General features: G+C 71.2%; 13 protein-coding genes and 1 pseudogene. 3 read left to right on the top strand and 11 right to left on the bottom strand.

Annotated features, from left to right (window positions below):
- Positions 1-29: 29 nt before the first annotated feature.
- Positions 30-230 (bottom strand): hypothetical protein, encoded by a 201-nt coding sequence (locus ABD844_RS31455; RefSeq protein ID WP_344886313.1) that lies wholly within the window; start codon positions 228-230, stop codon positions 30-32.
- Positions 231-403: 173 nt separating this feature from the next.
- Between ABD844_RS31455 and ABD844_RS31450 the strand changes: the two genes are divergently transcribed.
- Entirely contained in the window at positions 404-1,615 is a 1,212-nt protein-coding gene (locus tag ABD844_RS31450; RefSeq protein ID WP_344886311.1) for an MFS transporter, read from the top strand.
- A 24-nt stretch (positions 1,616-1,639) separates the two neighbouring features.
- Here ABD844_RS31450 and ABD844_RS31445 read toward each other — a convergent pair whose 3' ends face one another.
- A complete protein-coding gene (locus ABD844_RS31445; RefSeq protein ID WP_344886309.1) occupies positions 1,640-2,539 on the bottom strand; it encodes a PfkB family carbohydrate kinase in 900 nt (299 codons plus the stop codon).
- Positions 2,536-3,561 carry a LacI family DNA-binding transcriptional regulator gene (locus ABD844_RS31440; protein ID WP_344886307.1) on the bottom strand — a complete coding sequence of 342 codons (1,026 nt, stop codon included), beginning with the start codon at positions 3,559-3,561 and terminating at the stop codon, positions 2,536-2,538. The genes ABD844_RS31445 and ABD844_RS31440 overlap by 4 nt, the downstream gene beginning before the upstream one ends.
- 411 nt (positions 3,562-3,972) lie before the next feature.
- Between ABD844_RS31440 and ABD844_RS31435 the strand changes: the two genes are divergently transcribed.
- Entirely contained in the window at positions 3,973-5,262 is a 1,290-nt protein-coding gene (locus tag ABD844_RS31435; RefSeq protein ID WP_344886304.1) for an ABC transporter ATP-binding protein, read from the top strand.
- A gap of 84 nt (positions 5,263-5,346) precedes the next feature.
- Here ABD844_RS31435 and ABD844_RS31430 read toward each other — a convergent pair whose 3' ends face one another.
- From ABD844_RS31430 to ABD844_RS31405, 6 genes and pseudogenes are all read right to left on the bottom strand, one after another.
- Positions 5,347-6,543: a CysS/YqeB C-terminal domain-containing protein gene (locus ABD844_RS31430; RefSeq protein ID WP_344886303.1), complete on the bottom strand. Its 1,197-nt coding sequence runs from the start codon at positions 6,541-6,543 to the stop codon at positions 5,347-5,349.
- Positions 6,544-6,968: 425 nt separating this feature from the next.
- Complete coding sequence (locus tag ABD844_RS31425; RefSeq protein WP_344886302.1) at positions 6,969-8,282, bottom strand: acyltransferase family protein; 1,314 nt, start codon at positions 8,280-8,282, stop codon at positions 6,969-6,971.
- Positions 8,283-8,612: 330 nt separating this feature from the next.
- Positions 8,613-9,455, bottom strand: a complete 843-nt coding sequence (locus ABD844_RS31420; RefSeq protein ID WP_344886300.1) for an IS5 family transposase — start codon at positions 9,453-9,455, stop codon at positions 8,613-8,615.
- Between the two features lie 300 nt (positions 9,456-9,755).
- Positions 9,756-10,823: a Gfo/Idh/MocA family protein gene (locus ABD844_RS31415; RefSeq protein ID WP_344886298.1), complete on the bottom strand. Its 1,068-nt coding sequence runs from the start codon at positions 10,821-10,823 to the stop codon at positions 9,756-9,758.
- Positions 10,824-10,926: 103 nt separating this feature from the next.
- Positions 10,927-11,157 (bottom strand): annotated as a pseudogene (locus tag ABD844_RS31410) (IS5/IS1182 family transposase); the annotation flags it as partial.
- A 216-nt stretch (positions 11,158-11,373) separates the two neighbouring features.
- Entirely contained in the window at positions 11,374-12,375 is a 1,002-nt protein-coding gene (locus ABD844_RS31405; protein ID WP_344886296.1) for a cation diffusion facilitator family transporter, read from the bottom strand.
- A gap of 307 nt (positions 12,376-12,682) precedes the next feature.
- Here ABD844_RS31405 and ABD844_RS31400 point away from each other — a divergent pair, with 307 nt between their 5' ends.
- Positions 12,683-13,039: an ArsR/SmtB family transcription factor gene (locus ABD844_RS31400; RefSeq protein ID WP_344886293.1), complete on the top strand. Its 357-nt coding sequence runs from the start codon at positions 12,683-12,685 to the stop codon at positions 13,037-13,039.
- Positions 13,040-13,043: 4 nt separating this feature from the next.
- Here the strand turns inward: ABD844_RS31400 and ABD844_RS31395 are convergent, their stop codons facing one another.
- The gene (locus ABD844_RS31395) at positions 13,044-14,207 is read right to left on the bottom strand and encodes an acyl-CoA dehydrogenase family protein (RefSeq protein ID WP_344886291.1); all 1,164 of its coding nucleotides are present in this window, start codon (positions 14,205-14,207) and stop codon (positions 13,044-13,046) included.
- Between the two features lie 189 nt (positions 14,208-14,396).
- Entirely contained in the window at positions 14,397-15,056 is a 660-nt protein-coding gene (locus ABD844_RS31390) for an ACT domain-containing protein (RefSeq protein ID WP_344886289.1), read from the bottom strand.
- Positions 15,057-15,096: the final 40 nt, after the last annotated feature.

Raw genomic sequence — 15,096 nt, 5'->3', positions numbered from 1 at the left:
ACCCGGCGCGCTCACCGCCGTCGCGCGGCTCACCGAGCAGCGGCGGTGAGCGCGCGGGGCGTGGTGAGCGCGACCTCCACGGCGTGCAGTCCGGCGTCGAGCACGGCCTCGGCGGCGGCCAGCGCCTCCTGCGGGCCCGCGCTCCTGACGATCCCGAACACGCGCTGCTCGGTGACGGCCCGGACGATCTCCCAGCGGTACATGTCTCCCCGTCTGACGACGTCGCTCACGCCCCGGACTCCTCGCACACGCCTGGCAAGCTCAGGCGGAATCGTACTATCAAATGACGTTTTATCGTGATGCACCTGCTCAGGAGCCACTAACCAGTGGCAAACAGGTTCACTTGACCACAGGCCACCCGTGAGCAACGCTGAATCGACAACCGTTGCCGGGGGCATTGCGCGTGAGGCGTCCATACATCACCTTGCTGGCCGCCAACGCCCTTTCCGTCACCGGGAACATGGTCTCGCTCCTCGCCGTCCCCTGGTTCGTGCTGGAGACCACCGGCAGTGCCGTGCTGACGGGGCTGGCCTCGTTCGCCACGACCTTCCCCACGATCATCTCCGCCGCCTTCGGCAGCTCGCTGGTGGACCGGCTCGGGTTCCGCGCGGCCAGCGTGTGGTCCGACCTGATCAGCGGTGTCATCGTGCTGGCGGTGCCGGCGCTCTTCCTGACCACCGGCCTGAGCTACCCCCTGCTGCTGGTGCTGCTCTTCCTGCGCTGGCTGACGACCACTCCCGGGGAGACCGCGCGCAAGGCGATGCTGCCCGACCTCGCCGAGGGCGCGGGCGTACGCATCGAGCGGGCGGCGGCGGCCTACGACGGCGTGTCCCGCGGGGCCACGATGGTGAGCGCGCCGCTGGCCGGGGTGCTGATCCTGTGGATCGGCCCGAGCACGCTGCTGTTCGTGGACGGGGTCACGTTCCTGCTGTCGGCGCTGCTCGTCGGGACCGGGGTGTCGCGCGTCGCCCGGAGCGGGCGCGAGTCGGACGGCTACCTGAACGACCTGAGAGCCGGGATGGTCTTCCTCTGGCGCGACCGGCTGCAGCTCAGCGCCACCGGGATGATCGTGATCGTCAACCTGCTCGACACGGGCGTGACGCAGGTGCTGCTCGCCCTGTACGCGCGCGACGTGGCCGCCGACCCCCGCGCGTTCGGGCTGCTCACCGGGGTGCTCGGGGCGGGCGCGGTGGCCGGGACGATCGTGTACGGGGCGGCCGGCGGGCGATTACCGATGCGGCTGACGTACGGGCTGTGCTTCCTGCTGGCCGGGGTGCCGCGGGTGCTGGTGCTGGCGCTGGGCGCGCCCTTCCCCCTGGCGCTGGCCGTCACCATGCTGTCGGGGTTCGCCGCGGGCGCCATCAACCCGATCCTGGGCATCCTCCAGTACGACCGCATCCCCGTACCGCTGCGGGCCAGGGTGATCGGCACCATGACGGCCGCCGCGTACGTGGGCATGCCCGTCGGCGGCCTGCTGGCGGGCTCGCTCAGCGCCCTGGCCGGGCTACATGTCACCCTCCTCGCCTTCACCGGCGTCTACCTGGTGATCTCCGTGCCGCCCTTCGTCTTCCGCTCGTGGCGGGAGCTCGACCAGCCGCATCCGGCCGGCGTCTGAGCGGGCCCGGCGGCTGACCGGGGCCTACGCCGAGGCGCGGGCCAGCAGCAACGACTCGGTGATCGGCGACTCGTGCGTGCCGGGCGCCGTGCAGGCGTGTGCCCCGGCGATCGCGCCGAGGCGTACGCACTCCTCCAGCGGACGGCCGCGCAGGGTGCCGTACAGGAAGCCGGAGACGAACGCGTCGCCCGCGCCGTTGCTGTCGGCCACCGGGCCGGGCAGCGGGGCGGCGGGGAAGGCCCGTACGGCGGCGTCGCGGGTGAGCACGAGGCAGCCGTCGGCCCCGCGCGTGCACACGACGGTGTGGGCCCGTCCGCGCTCGATGACGCCGCGCATCACGGCGAGCGGGTCGGCCAGCGCGGCGGCCGACATGAAGACCAGGTCGGAGCGGTAGGCGAAGTCTTCGTGGTACTCGTTGACGCCGTCCCAGTCGTGCAGGTCGGTGGAGATCGGCAGGCCGTCGAGGTCGGGGTAGGCGTGGCGGCAGAAGTCGGTGATCGACACGTGGGCGTGCCGGGGGCGCAGCCCGGCGTACAGGTCGCGGGGCAGGCGCTCGCCGGGTGTGGCCCTGGCGTCGTGCAGCGAGGTGCGGCGGCCGTCGGGACCGACGAGCAGGACGCTGCGCCGGGTGCCCGCCCGAGCCGGGCCGAAGCGGCAGTCGATCTCGCGCAGCGCGTGGCGGATGAGCACGCCCTGGGGGTCGTCGCCGATGAGGTCGGCGAAGGCGACGCCGAGCCCGAGCGCGTGGCAGCCGAGCGCGACGCCCGCTCCGGTGTTGCCGATCCGGTCGACGACCGGCGGCACGTGGTAGGTGTCGCGGTACGCCAGGGGCAGGCCGGGCACGTAGACCGTGGTGTCGACCCCGGAGCCGCCGAGAACGAGGAGGTCGAGCGGGTCGGGGAGGTCGGGGAGGTCGCGGTTCACCGGTTGACCAGCGGTCCGGAGCCGGTGGAGCCGCGCACGACCAGCTCGGGCTGGAAGACCAGCTCGACGTGCCGGGCGGGCGCGCCGTTGACCTCTTCGAGCAGGGTCTGCACGGCCGCCGAGGCCATCGCCCCGATCGGCTTGCGCACGGTGGTCAGCGGCGGGTCGGTGAACGCGATCAGCGGCGAGTCGTCGAAGCCGACCACGGACACCTCGACCGGCACCGACAGCCCCCTCTCCCGGCAGGCGCGGATCGCGCCCAGCGCCATGAGGTCGCTCGCGCACACGATGCCGGTGCAGCCGCGGGCGAGCAGTTGCGCCGCCGCCGCCTGCCCGCCCTCGACCGAGAACAGCGAGTGCGCGATCAGCTCGTCGACGTCGCGCGCGCCGAGGAGCTGCGCCATGGCCTGCCGGTAGCCCTCGATCTTCCTGATCACCGGGACGAACCTGCGCGGCCCGAGCGCGAGGCCGATCCGCTCGTGGCCGAGGTCGACCAGGTGCTGCACGGCCAGCCGGGCGGCCAGGCGGTCGTCGGGCGAGATGAACGGCGCGTCGATGTGCTCGCTGTAGCCGTCGACCAGCACGATCGGCAGGCCGCGATCGCTCAGGCGGGTGTAGCGGTCCATCCGGGCGGTGGTGTCGGCGTGCAGGCCGGACACGAACACGATGCCGCTCACGCCGCGATCGACGAGCAGCTCGGTGAACTCGTCTTCCGGCGCGCCGCCGGGGAGCTGGGTGCACAGCACGGGTGTGTAGCCGTGCTGGGTCAGCGCCTTCTCGATGGCCTGCGCGAAGGCGGGGAAGATCGGGTTGTCCAGCTCGGGCGTCACCAGGCCGACCAGCCCGTTGCTGCGCTGCCGCAGGCGGGGCGGGCGCTCGTAGCCCATGAGGTCGAGCGCGGTCATCACCGCCTGGCGGGTGGCGGCGGAGACGCCGGGCTTGCCGTTGAGCACCCGGCTGACGGTGGCCTCGCTCACCCCGGCCTGGGCGGCGACGTCGGCGAGGCGAGCGTGACCGTTCATGGCTGACACTTTACTTTCCGCCGGACCGCCGAATCCGCTGCTCCAGGGGCGCGGGCGGCGGTCTGGAGCGCTCCGCCGGGTGCCGTGGGCGCCACGGCGTTCGCGGGCGCCGCGGGTGCCACGGCCGGGCCGCGCGGGACGCGGCGCTCGCGTTTCTCGCACCATGCGGCCAATCGTGCCCTCCGGATCTCCCTTGACGTCCCGACCATGAAAGCTCTTGCCGCAAATTTGCGCAAGACCTTCCATCGCCCTCTATTCGGAACTGAGGGCTGTTTAATGCACAAATCGCCCCACGAAAGTTCCTATGAGAGAGATTCTTTATGTCAAGGGTGGACATGTGGCGTTAAGGCGCGATGTACTACCTCTTCAATCAGCCCCGTCACAGGTGACACGCGCGCAAGGTGTGGGCCCATGAGCTCGGTCGTTCTCGACAAAGTGACCAAGGTGTATCCGGGCGACTACCTCGCTGTCGACCGGCTGAGCCTCCACGCTGACGACGGCGAGTTCCTCGTCCTCCTCGGCCCCTCGGGGTGTGGCAAGTCCACGCTGCTGCGGATGATCGCGGGCCTGGAGGAGATCACCGAAGGGGATCTCTGGCTGGACGGCGAAATGGCCAACCACCTGCCGCCCCGCGACCGCGACGTCGCGATGGTGTTCCAGAACGGCGCGCTCTACCCCCACCGGACCGTACGCGGGAACATCGCCTTCCCGCTGGAGATCGCCAAGTCCGACCCGGCGCTCGTCCAGGAGCGCGTCACCGAGTTGTCCAAGGCGCTGCACATCGACGAGACGCTCGACCGCAAGCCGGGCACGCTCTCCGGCGGCCAGCGGCAGCGGGTGGCGATGGGCCGGGCGATCGTCCGCCAGCCCAAGCTGTTCCTCATGGACGAGCCGCTGTCGAACCTGGACGCCGGCATGCGCACCGAGTTGCGCATGGAGATCTCCGCGCTGGTCAGGTCGCTCGGCGTCACCACCATCTACGTCACCCACGACCAGGTGGAGGCCCTGACCCTGGCCGACCGGATCGCGATCCTGAATCGCGGAGTGCTACAGGACGTGGGCACCCCGGCCCAGATTTACAACGATCCAGCGACGGCCTTCGTGGCGGCCTTCCTCAACTCCCAGCAGTTGAACCTGTTGGCCGCCGGGGTCAGGACCCCCCAGAACCAGTACGTGCAACTCGACTTCGGACCGCACCGGCTCACGATGCCGTGGAGCGATCCCAGGGCGTACGCCATCTCGCAGCACACGGGCGGGCAGGTGCTGGTGGGGCTGCGGCCGGACGGGCTGGCCCCGGTGCCGGAGTCGTACGAAGGGCCCTCGTTCTACGGGCGCGTGCGGACGCTGGAGTATCACGGGCACGAGTGGCTGGCGTACCTGGAATGCGGGATGCCGGCCGTACCGGTGCCCGAGCCGCCGGACCCGCGCCGTCGCGCGGGCCGCGACAACGGCGGCAGGAACGGGTCGGGCAGGGTCTCCGGGCTGGTGCGCCGGCTGTTCTCACAGGAGGTGGAGCACCAGGAGCAGGAGCAGGTCGGCGCGAACCCGAACAGCGGCATCCACCGCCGCTCCGACCTGATCATCCGGCTGGGCAACCGCCCCGTCTGGCGCGCCGGGGACGCCGCCAAGGTGGGCGTGGACCTCTCCCGCATCATGATCTTCACGATGGACGGCGCCCGCATCGACCCACCACGCCGCTGACCGCATGCACGGCACCCACATCAACCCACCGCTCCACTGACCGCATGGACATTTGACCCACCACGCCGCTGACCGCCCTCCCCTTCAGGACGCGGTCGTCCAGCGCGGGCCGTCTGGGGTGTCCTCGATCGTGACGCCGCCCCGCGCCATCGCCGTGCGCAGCGTGTCCGCCACGTCGTAGCGGCCGTCGCGGCGTAGCTGCGCCCGCAGCGCCAGCAGCGGATCGACCAGGGCGGGCAGGCTCCGCGAGCGGTGACCGGCCGTGGCGGCCAACTCGCCGAGCCGGGCGATCAGCAGCCGCATCAGCTCTCTGGCCTGCTCGACCCCGCCGGAGTCCTCCTCCGTGTCGGCCGCCCACTTGACGATCTCCGCCTCCAGGTCGAGGACGGCCTGCGCCGCCGCCACCAGGTCGGAGCGCGCGACGGCGGCCTTGAACAGCTCTTCGCACGCCCGGACAGACTCCTCCAGCGTCACCTCGGCGGGAACGTCGTACGGCTCGCCCGCCACCCGCGGCGCGACGGCGGGGCCACCGCCGCCGCCCTCGGCCAGGCGGCGCAACTCCCCCAGACCGGTACGGGTGCCCGCGGGCAGAACCGTCACCGACCCCGACCGCCGCACGGTCAGCCCGCCCCGCCCCGCCACCCGCACCGACTCGTCGCCCAGGTCGATCACCAGCGCCGTGTGCTCGTCGAGCCCGAGAACCGCCGTGCCCGGTGGCAGCTCGCGCTCCATCCGCGAGAGCCGTCGCTCGCCGAGGTAGCAGTAGCGCGTGTCGTGGGTGCCGCCCTCGGCGTTGTCGAAGTGCGGGATGAGCACGGCCCGCAGCCCCAGCGGCTCCAGCAGGTCGATGCCCTCGCGCCAGTGCGGCTCGGCCCCCACCTTGTAGATCTCGTAGACCGGCACCGTGGCCAGGCCCGCCGTGCAGGCCGCCGCCGAGGCCAACACGGTCACCCCCTCGCGGGCGCGCACCCGGGCCCGCAGGTCACCGGCCACGCCGGAGTCGGCCCACTGGTCGAGCGCGTACGTGGGGCTGCCTGGCCCCGAGAACACCCAGTCGGCGCCCGTGATCGCGGCGCCCACCTCGACGTCGAGCCCGACGCTGCGGGCGAAGTAGCGGCAGGCGCGGGCGGAGATGTCGGCCCGGTTTTCCTGGAAGGCGTAGGGGGTGTCGAGCAGCACCGCCCGCGCACCCGTACGCAACGTCCGCGCCACGGCGCGGTGGACCTCGACCATGGTCGGGCTCGTCTCGCCCGACCCCATCAACACCAGCACACCGGGCATGTCGTCGGCCTTCCTTTCCCCACGCCTCGACTACAACCCGGCCCGCCACGGTGTTTCAAGAGCGTGGTCAATATGCGTATGGAACGCACCTGCATAAGATGAGCAGTAAGTTGTTGCCGGTGACGGGAAGACACGTGGTCTCGGTTGAGACGCTCATGCTACGGGTGGGCACCGACAGTCGCTGGTCCTACCGGCAGGCCCGCACCCGGCCGCGGCCCGGGGAGCACCCCGACGAGACGGCCTGCAGGCTCGGCGGCGTCGCGGCCGGTGACCAGGGCGTCGTCGTGCACTCCACGAGCTGGCGCTACGAGCCCGAGGGCCGGGTCGTCCTGACCTACGTGGTCTGCCCCGACCCGGCACCCTGGCTGCCCGCCGTCGAGGTGCCCGTGCTGGAGATCGCCAGGGGCCGGGCCCCCGCCACGCCGTCACCTGAGCACGTCGCCCTGGCCAACGTGGTCGCCCACGCGATCAGGCATCTGGCCTTCCTCATGGCCGAGGACCCGGTCGTCGCGCGTGCCCTGGCCGGCCATCCGGGCATCGCCCCCGCGCTCGCCCCCGTCACGGCATCGGCGTGAGACCCGGCGGCCCAGCGCCTGCATGGGCCGTTCGACGTAGCGGTAGGTGAGCGCGCTCACGCCCACGACCAGGGCCACGGCCAGCGCCGCCGTGCCGAGCTGGTACGGCAGGGCGGCCAACCGCAGGTCGCCGCCGAGCTGCACGAAATACTTCAGCAGCGGGTGGTGCACCAGGTAGAGCGAGTAGCTGATCAGCCCGAACCACACCAGCAGCCGGGGCAGCCGCCGCCCGCGCAGCGCCATCCCGCCCGCGAACGTGGCCCCGGCCAGCACCATCGTGGTGATCCACACATCGGCCTGCGCCCACCACCAGCCGCCCTCGACGGCCCACAGGGGCGCCGGCGCGATCGCGACCAGCGCCGCGGTGACCGCCACCGGCCAGAGCCCGCCGGTGCCGCGTTCCCACCGGTGGATGGCCGTGCCCGCGAACATCACCCCCAGCACCGCCATCCCCAGCCACGGGATCCGGCTGGTCAACAGCAGCGACGCCACCGCCATCAGCCCGAGCGCGCAGGCGGCGACCGTACGGAGGCGGCCCAGCAGCACGCCCGCCAGCCCGACGGCGAACACCGCGCACGACACGTACGCCGGCCACCCGCCCCGCAGCACCGCCCCCGACGCCACCAGCCCGACCACGACCGCCGCGCCCGCGAACACCATCGCCAGCAGCCCGCTGCGCTCGTGCCCCCTGGTCAGGAACAGCGCCGTGACCACCAGGTAGAACACCATCTCGTACGACAGCGTCCACATGGTGTCGGCCACCCCGCCGACGCTGACGACGTCGAGCAGCATGGTCGCGTGCGCCGCCACCGCGCTGCCGTCGCGGGGCACCTCCGCCCGCACCGGCACCCACCACGCCAGGGCCAGCACGAGCGCGATGACGGCGAGGTAGAGCGGGTAGAGGCGGAAGAAGCGGCTGATCCAGAACGCCCGCACGTCGCCGTGACGCTCCAGCGAGGCCGGGATGATGTAGCCGCTGACCAGGAAGAACACCAGGATCCCGTAGATGCCGAGGCTGAACCAGTAGGGCCGCAGCGCCGGGACGAACCAGGGCAGCAGGTGCTCCATCACCACCGCGAGCGCACCGATGCCACGCAACGCGTCCAGCCAGGCCAGCCTGGGCACGGCCGCGTCGGCCACGGGCAGGGCGGACGCGGAGGTCACGGACGGCACAGCGACCGCAGCAGGCACGACAGGCGTTGGCGGCCCGGGTGGCACAGCGGCCGTAGGAGTCGTGGCGGGCACGGGAGACACAGCGGCCGTGGAAGCCTCGGCGGACGCGGACGGCACAGCAACCGTGGGGGTCGGGGCGGACGCCGGGGGCGCGGCAGGCGTGGGCGGCCCGGCGGGCACGGTGGAATCCGGGGGCACGGAGGCGGCGGACACTCGCGAAAAGCTACCCCCTCACGGGGGGCTTATGCGGGCCGGGGGGCGAAGGCCGGGGAAGCTCATACGGGCCGGGGAGGCTTAGAGCTCGCGCGAATAGGCAGGGGCTTATGGGCGGCGTCGTGGCCGAGTCTCCCACCGGTGAGCGGCCCAGGCTCGACGGATCAGGCTACGGAGAGCGACGATCGCGTCGGCAAGGTCGAAGAACGTGTCGATGACGATTTCTCGTCGTTCGTAGCAGCGTTGGAGTCGGTTGAAGGCGCTGTGCCAGGCGTTGGTGCGTTCGACGTGCCAACGCCGACTGGCTTGGATCGGAGCCTTGTCGCCCTTATGCGCGATGCGCCCCGTCAGGTTCCGGCTGGTCAGCTCGTCGCGAGTGGTCTGGGAGTCGTATCCGGCATCCAGGTTCACGGTGATCACATCAGGGAGTGGGCCGAGGTCGTCGAGCTTGTCCAGGGTCGGTGCCAGCAGTGGCGAGTCGTGGCGGTTGGCGCCGGCCAGCACCCGGCCGAGCGGGATGCCGTACCCGTCAACCATGAGGGAGCGTTTCATCCCCTGCTTACCGCGATCGACCGGAGAGCGCCCGGCAACCTCTCCTCCACCGGGGGCTTTGGTGATGCAGCCATCGATGGAGATCTCTTCCAGTGCCAGGCCGACGATCCGGTCGTAGCATTCCAGGACTATGTGCCTGAGCTGTGCGAACACCCCCAGTTTGATCCACTCGTCGCGGCGGCTGCGGATCGTTGTCGCAGAGCAAGTGCTGTCGGCGACGGCTTGGTAGGAGCAGCCGAACCGGAGCACCTGGATCAGCTTGTCGAACACGATCCGGTCGTCGAGACGGCGCCGGTGAACGCCGAGCGGGTGGCCAGGGTCGAAAGTCGGCCGCTCGGGAAGCAGCGCGGAGAACTGGACCCACAACGGCTCGATAAGCCGAGCTGGGATGGCAGGCACGGACGGTCCTCGTCTTCAATCACGTAGGTAGACACTAAGTGATCTTGAGGCTCCGTGCCTGTGCTGCGTTTCCGCCCTTACCACGCGCCCCCATCTGTGCGCCCTCTAAGCCCGGAAGGTTCTCCCATTCACAAGCCCGAACGTGGTGGTACCAACCTCATGGCCGGGTACAGCTGGCCAGCCGCTGCAGGCCATCGCGGGCACGCCCCAGTGTCTTGGCCCGGGCACCGGCCGCTGCGGCGGCCCTGCGTGCTCAGCCGATGACACGGATCTCTTCGCGTAGAGGGATACCGGAGATCGCTACCGTCGGCCGGCTGCCCCGGAGAGGTCGGGCACCGGTATGGGGCGTGAGCCGTTCTTCAGCGACTCCGCTCCTGCGACGCCGACCAGAGAGGCGGCCACGGCGGGCCGTACGGGGATCAACGGCGGCTCTCCTCGTTCGATGGTGGCCCGGAACCCTTGAAGCAGGAGGACCGTGCCCTCTGCGGCGCGTTCCACGGTCTCGCCTGCGAGTGAGAGGGCGGGTGGGGTACGTTCCTCATCGCGCGTCCGGTTGTCCGGGCTCGTCCACCCCTCCGCCCTGACCCGCACCGACCATGCCCGCTCGCCGGGCCCGCGTACGGACTCTGCCAGGGCCCGGGCACCGCGCACCGACACCCAGCTCCAGTGACTGTCGGGCTCGCCCTGGAGGAAGCCGTGCCGAGTAACGGCCAACGCGCCGCTGGACAGCCGCACCACCATGACGACCGCAGCACGGGCGTCGGTCTCGTCCACCTCGAACGCCGTGACTTCCACGGGCCATTCGCCCGTGAGTGCGAGGACGGGCGAGAGGGTGTGCGTACAGTAGGCGGTCGGCGCGATCCGCCCCCGCCAGTGGGCGGGGTCACCGATCAGCGCCGTGACCGTCTCGGGGGACATGCCGTGCAGGTAGTCGGCCTCGACCAGGCTGATCCGGCCCACCTCGCCAGCGTCGATCGCCTGGCGGATGAGGCGCAGGTGGGGGTGGAGCGCGTAGTTCTCGGCGAAGGAGTAGGTCGCGGAGGAACGTTCCGCCGCCTCGACGAGCCGCAGCCCCTCCTGCTCGTTCGCGCATGCCGCGGCCTCGGACAACACGTGTACGCCGCGCTCCAGGAACGCGTGCGCGAGCGGCGCGTGCGCGTCGAAGTCATTGGCGAGCACCACGCCGTCCAGGCGGTGGTCGAGCAGGTCCTGCCAGCGTCCGGTCAGGGTCGCGCCTGGCAGTTGCTCCCGCGCCTCGGCACGGCGCTGGGGGTCGTGGTCGCACGCCGCCACCACATCCATGCCGACCCGGCGGCACCACGTCGCCAGATAGAGACCCATCTTCAGCCCAACCACTCCTATCCGCATCCCGGCATTCTTGTGACAGGCCGCTTCATCGGACAACTGGATTTCGTCTCGATGCGGACCAGAGGAGCGGGCCTGGACGCTGCTGGCCGTCGCGCGCCACGTCGCCTCCCGCGCCCTTGTGGGCGATCTTCCCGTTCAACTTTCGGCTGGTCAGCTCGTTACGGGTGTTCTGCGAGTCATACCCGGCGTCGAGGTGGACAGTGATCACATTGGGGAGTGGGCCGAGGTCGTCGGGCTTGTCCAGGGTGGGTGCCAGTAGCGGTGAGTCGTGGCGATTGCCGCCGGCCAGCACCCGGCCGAGCGGGATGCCGTATCCATCGACCATGAGAGGGCGGAGAACTGGACCCACAACGGTTCGATGAGCCAAGCTGGGATGGCAGGCACGGACGGTCCTCGTTGTCGATCACGTAGCGTAGACAACTAGATGATCTTTAGGATCCGTGCCTGTGTACGTTCCTGGCCTGCCTCGCGCCCCTATTTGCGCGCCCTCTTACGCAAGCCGCGGACGCTGACGCAGGCCACGGGCGCTAACGCAGGCCGGGGGCGGAGGTCAGCCTCGGCGGGACGGATCGCGGCCGCTCACCCGGTGCGGGGTCAGTGAGGCGTGGTGGTCGGCGCCGTCCGGGCCATCGGGGTCGGTGTGCACCGTGGCGGCCCGCAGGCGCGGCAGGTCGTGGATGAGCCGGTGCTCGGCCTCCACCGCGATCCGGTGCGCCACCACCACCGACACGTCGTGGTCGACGAGCAGCTCCACCTCGGCGAGCAGGGCGTGCCCGATCCACCGCAGCCGTACGGACTCCACCCGGCGCACCCCGTCCACCGTGGCGAGGATGCGCTCGGCGTCGTCCACCAGGGCGGGATCGACGGCGTCCATGAGCCGGTGGTAGATCTCGCGGGCCGCGTCGCGCAGGACGAAGCAGATCGCGACCGTGATCAGGAGCCCGACGACCGGGTCCGCGAGCCGGAGGCCCAGCGCCGCTCCCCCCGCGCCCAGGAGCACGGCCAGCGAGGTGAAGCCGTCCGTCCTGGCGTGCAGGCCGTCGGCCACCAACGCGGCCGAGCCGATCTCCCTGCCGACCTTGATGCGGTAGCGGGCCACCCACTCGTTCCCGGCGAAGCCGATCAGCGCCGCCACCGCCACCCAGCCCACGTTCCTGATCTCCTGGGGCTCCAGCAGCCGCCGGACGGCCTCATATCCGGCCAGGGCGGCCGAGGCGGCGATGAGCGCGACGATGACGATGCCCGCCAGGTCCTCGGCCCGGCCGTAGCCGTAGGTGTAGCGGCGGTTGGCGGCCCGCCGTCCGAGCGAGAACGCGATCGCCAGCGGCACGGCGGTCAGCGCGTCGGCCAGGTTGTGCAGCGTGTCGCCGAGCAGCGCGACCGAGCCGGAGGCCACGACGACGGCCGCCTGAACGGCGGCGGTCGCCATGAGGACGGCGAACGAGATGGCCAGCACGCGCATCCCGCGGCTGCTGGTCTCCAGGGCGGCGTCCGTCTTGTCGGCGCTGTCGTGGCTGTGGGGCGCGAGAGCGTGCCCGATCCGCCCAAGCACCACCCCGATCCCCCACCACCGCCCACGCCCGTGCCCATGCCCAGACCCATGTCCGTGCCCATGCCCATGCCCAGACCCATGCTCATCTCCGTGCTCGTGCCCAGGCCCATCTCCGTGCCCGTGTCCATGCCCGTGTCCATGTCTGGGGCCGTGCTCAGGTGCGGGCTCGTGCTCAGGTGCGGGCCCGTGCTCAGGTACGGGCTCGTGCTCAGGCACGGGCTCGTGCGGGGCCGAGGACGGGTCTCGCTGGTCGGACATGGCACCCCTCGCTTGCGCAATTCATCCCTTTTAAGCAGGATATGTAGTCATGTACGCACGCGACAACGTCTCAGGTGCCATACCGTCGCAACAAGAGCCCACCCCGGCCCAGGTGGACGCGGCGGTCGACGCCTTCCGCATGCTGAGCGACGGCACACGCCTGCGGCTGATGTGGCTGCTGTCGTCCGGGGAGCGGGACGTGAACTCACTTGCCCAGGACATCGGCGTGGCCCGCCCGTCGGTATCGCAGCACCTGGCCAAACTGCGGCTGGCCGGGCTGGTGACCACCCGCAGAGACGGCCGCCGCGTGCTCTACCGGGCCACGGACTCCCACGTACGCGCGGTGATCGCGGAGGCCCTGTTCCACGCCGACCACGAGGTGTCCGGCCTGCCACGGCACGACTGAGCGGCTACCAGCCGACCTTCCCCTTGCCCGAGATGAGCGCCCGGGCGATGACCAGGCGCTGCACGTCGTTGGTGCCCTCGCCGATCGCCATCAGCGGCGCGTCCCGGTAGAGGCGCTCGACCACGTACTCCTGCGAGTAGCCGTAGCCGCCGTGGATGCGCATCGACTCCAGCGACGCCTTCAGCGCCACCTCCGAGGCGAAGTACTTGGCCATGCCCGCCTCCATGTCGACCCGCCTGCCCCCGTCGGCCTGGGCGGCGGCCCAGTACGTGAGCAGCCGGGCGGCCTGGATCTCCGTGGCCAGGTCGGCGAGCTTGAGCTGGATGGCCTGGAACTCGGCGATCGGCTGCCCGAAGGCCGTACGTTCGCGCGCGTAGCTGAGCGCGGCGTCGTAGGCGGCCTGGGCGACGCCCACGGCGCGCGCGGCGATGTTGATCCGCCCCAGCTCCAGCCCGCCGAGCACCTGCTGCATGCCGCGCCCCTCGACGCCGCCGAGCAGGCAGGAGACCGGCACGCGGACCCCGTCCAGCACCACCTCGCACGTCTCGGTGCCTTTGTAGCCCAGTTTGGGCAAGTCGCGGCTGACGCTGAAGCCCGGCGACGACGGGTCGACGAGCAGCACCGACATGCCCTTGTGCGCCGGGTCTGCGATCGAGGTCTTCACCAGCACGGGGAGCGGGTCGGCGTGGCGGGCGTTGGTGATCCAGGTCTTGGTGCCGGTGACGACGTAGTGGTCGCCGTCGCGTACCGCGCGGGTCTGGATGCCCTGGAGGTCGGTGCCCGCGCCGGGCTCGGTCAGCGCGATCGCGGTACGGCGCGCGCCGGTCGCCAGGTCGGCCAGGTGCCGCCGCTTCTGCTCCTCGGTGCCGTGCCTGGCGATCATCCAGCAGGCCAGCGAGTGGGACCCGATCGTGCCCGCCACACCCATCCAGCCGCGCGCGATCTCCTCGAAGACCAGCGCGAACGAGACCATGTCGGCCCCCATGCCGCCGTACTCCTCGGGCACGGACAGGCCGAACAGCCCCATCCGCTTCATCTTGTCGACGATCTCGGTGGGATAGCGCCCCGAGCGCTCCCACTCGGTGGCCACCGGCACGATCTCCTTGTCCACGAACGCGCGCAGGGTCTCGCGGAACGCCTTCTGCTCGCCGGTCAGCTCGAAGTCCATGTGCCTCAAATCCCCGGAGCGGGCCGGACGGTCACGGGCTGCCCCTGCTCGCGCGATCGGAATACGCCCAGACGGAACACGACCAGAAGAAACACGATCAGATCGACCACGTTAGTGACCAGATGATTGTTCGGTCAATCGCCGCCGTCGGTCAAGCAGCGCTCTTGGTCAAGCAGCGCTCTCGGTCGATCAGCGTCGGGCCTCGTCCCGAGCGCCGAGCCCGTTCTCCGCAGGCGAGGAGCCGGTCTGGACGCGGGCCGCCATCCTGGAGACCACGTCCACGATGCGGGCGGCGCGCTCCACCTCCGCGCGGTGGAACACCGGGCCCTCCGCGCGGGCGACCACCACGTGCAGCCCGGCGGCGACGACGGGCAGGAGCATCAACCGCAGTTCCTCGGCGTCCATGGTGATGGCCCGGGGCGGCGGCTCGGGCAGGTCGAACTCGGCGGGCGCGGCCAGCGAGGCGTGCCGGACGGCGCCGTCGGCCACCGCCACCGACCACTCCGCGCCGCACAGCGCAGGAAGGGCGTCCACAAGGGTCGCGTAACCACGGGCGGGCTCGGCCGCGACGTGCATGAGCAGGTCGTAGTCGGGCGCCGAGCCGGGCGCGTCCCTGGTCGCCCAGACCCCCTCGACGCGTACGCCGGGCACGGCCGACATCCGCTCGCGCGCCTCGGTCGCGTCCGCCAGGCCCGGCCAGGTGACGGTGAAGTCGTCCACGGCACGCCCAGCCTCGCGCTCCAGCACGGTGACCTGGAGGATGTCCGCTCCCAGCGCACCCAACGCCTTGGCTACCTGGCCGAGACCACCCGGCCGGTCGGGCAACGACACCCTCAGTCGCAGCAGCATGGCGCCCCCTTCCCAGAGGCTCTCACAGTGCCGTGGAAAG

The sequence above is a fragment of the Nonomuraea antimicrobica genome, from assembly GCF_039536965.1.
Lineage (GTDB): Bacteria > Actinomycetota > Actinomycetes > Streptosporangiales > Streptosporangiaceae > Nonomuraea > Nonomuraea antimicrobica.
This window is presented reverse-complemented; position numbering and strand designations above follow the sequence as displayed.

Coding starts and splice junctions, on each gene's coding strand:
- ABD844_RS31430 (WP_344886303.1), bottom strand. CDS start 6,543: ATGCCCGGTGTGCTGGTGTTGATGGGGTCGGGCGAGACGAGCCCGACC.
- ABD844_RS31435 (WP_344886304.1), top strand. CDS start 3,973: ATGAGCTCGGTCGTTCTCGACAAAGTGACCAAGGTGTATCCGGGCGAC.
- ABD844_RS31390 (WP_344886289.1), bottom strand. CDS start 15,056: ATGCTGCTGCGACTGAGGGTGTCGTTGCCCGACCGGCCGGGTGGTCTC.
- ABD844_RS31440 (WP_344886307.1), bottom strand. CDS start 3,561: ATGAACGGTCACGCTCGCCTCGCCGACGTCGCCGCCCAGGCCGGGGTG.
- ABD844_RS31400 (WP_344886293.1), top strand. CDS start 12,683: ATGTACGCACGCGACAACGTCTCAGGTGCCATACCGTCGCAACAAGAG.
- ABD844_RS31395 (WP_344886291.1), bottom strand. CDS start 14,207: ATGGACTTCGAGCTGACCGGCGAGCAGAAGGCGTTCCGCGAGACCCTG.
- ABD844_RS31415 (WP_344886298.1), bottom strand. CDS start 10,823: ATGCGGATAGGAGTGGTTGGGCTGAAGATGGGTCTCTATCTGGCGACG.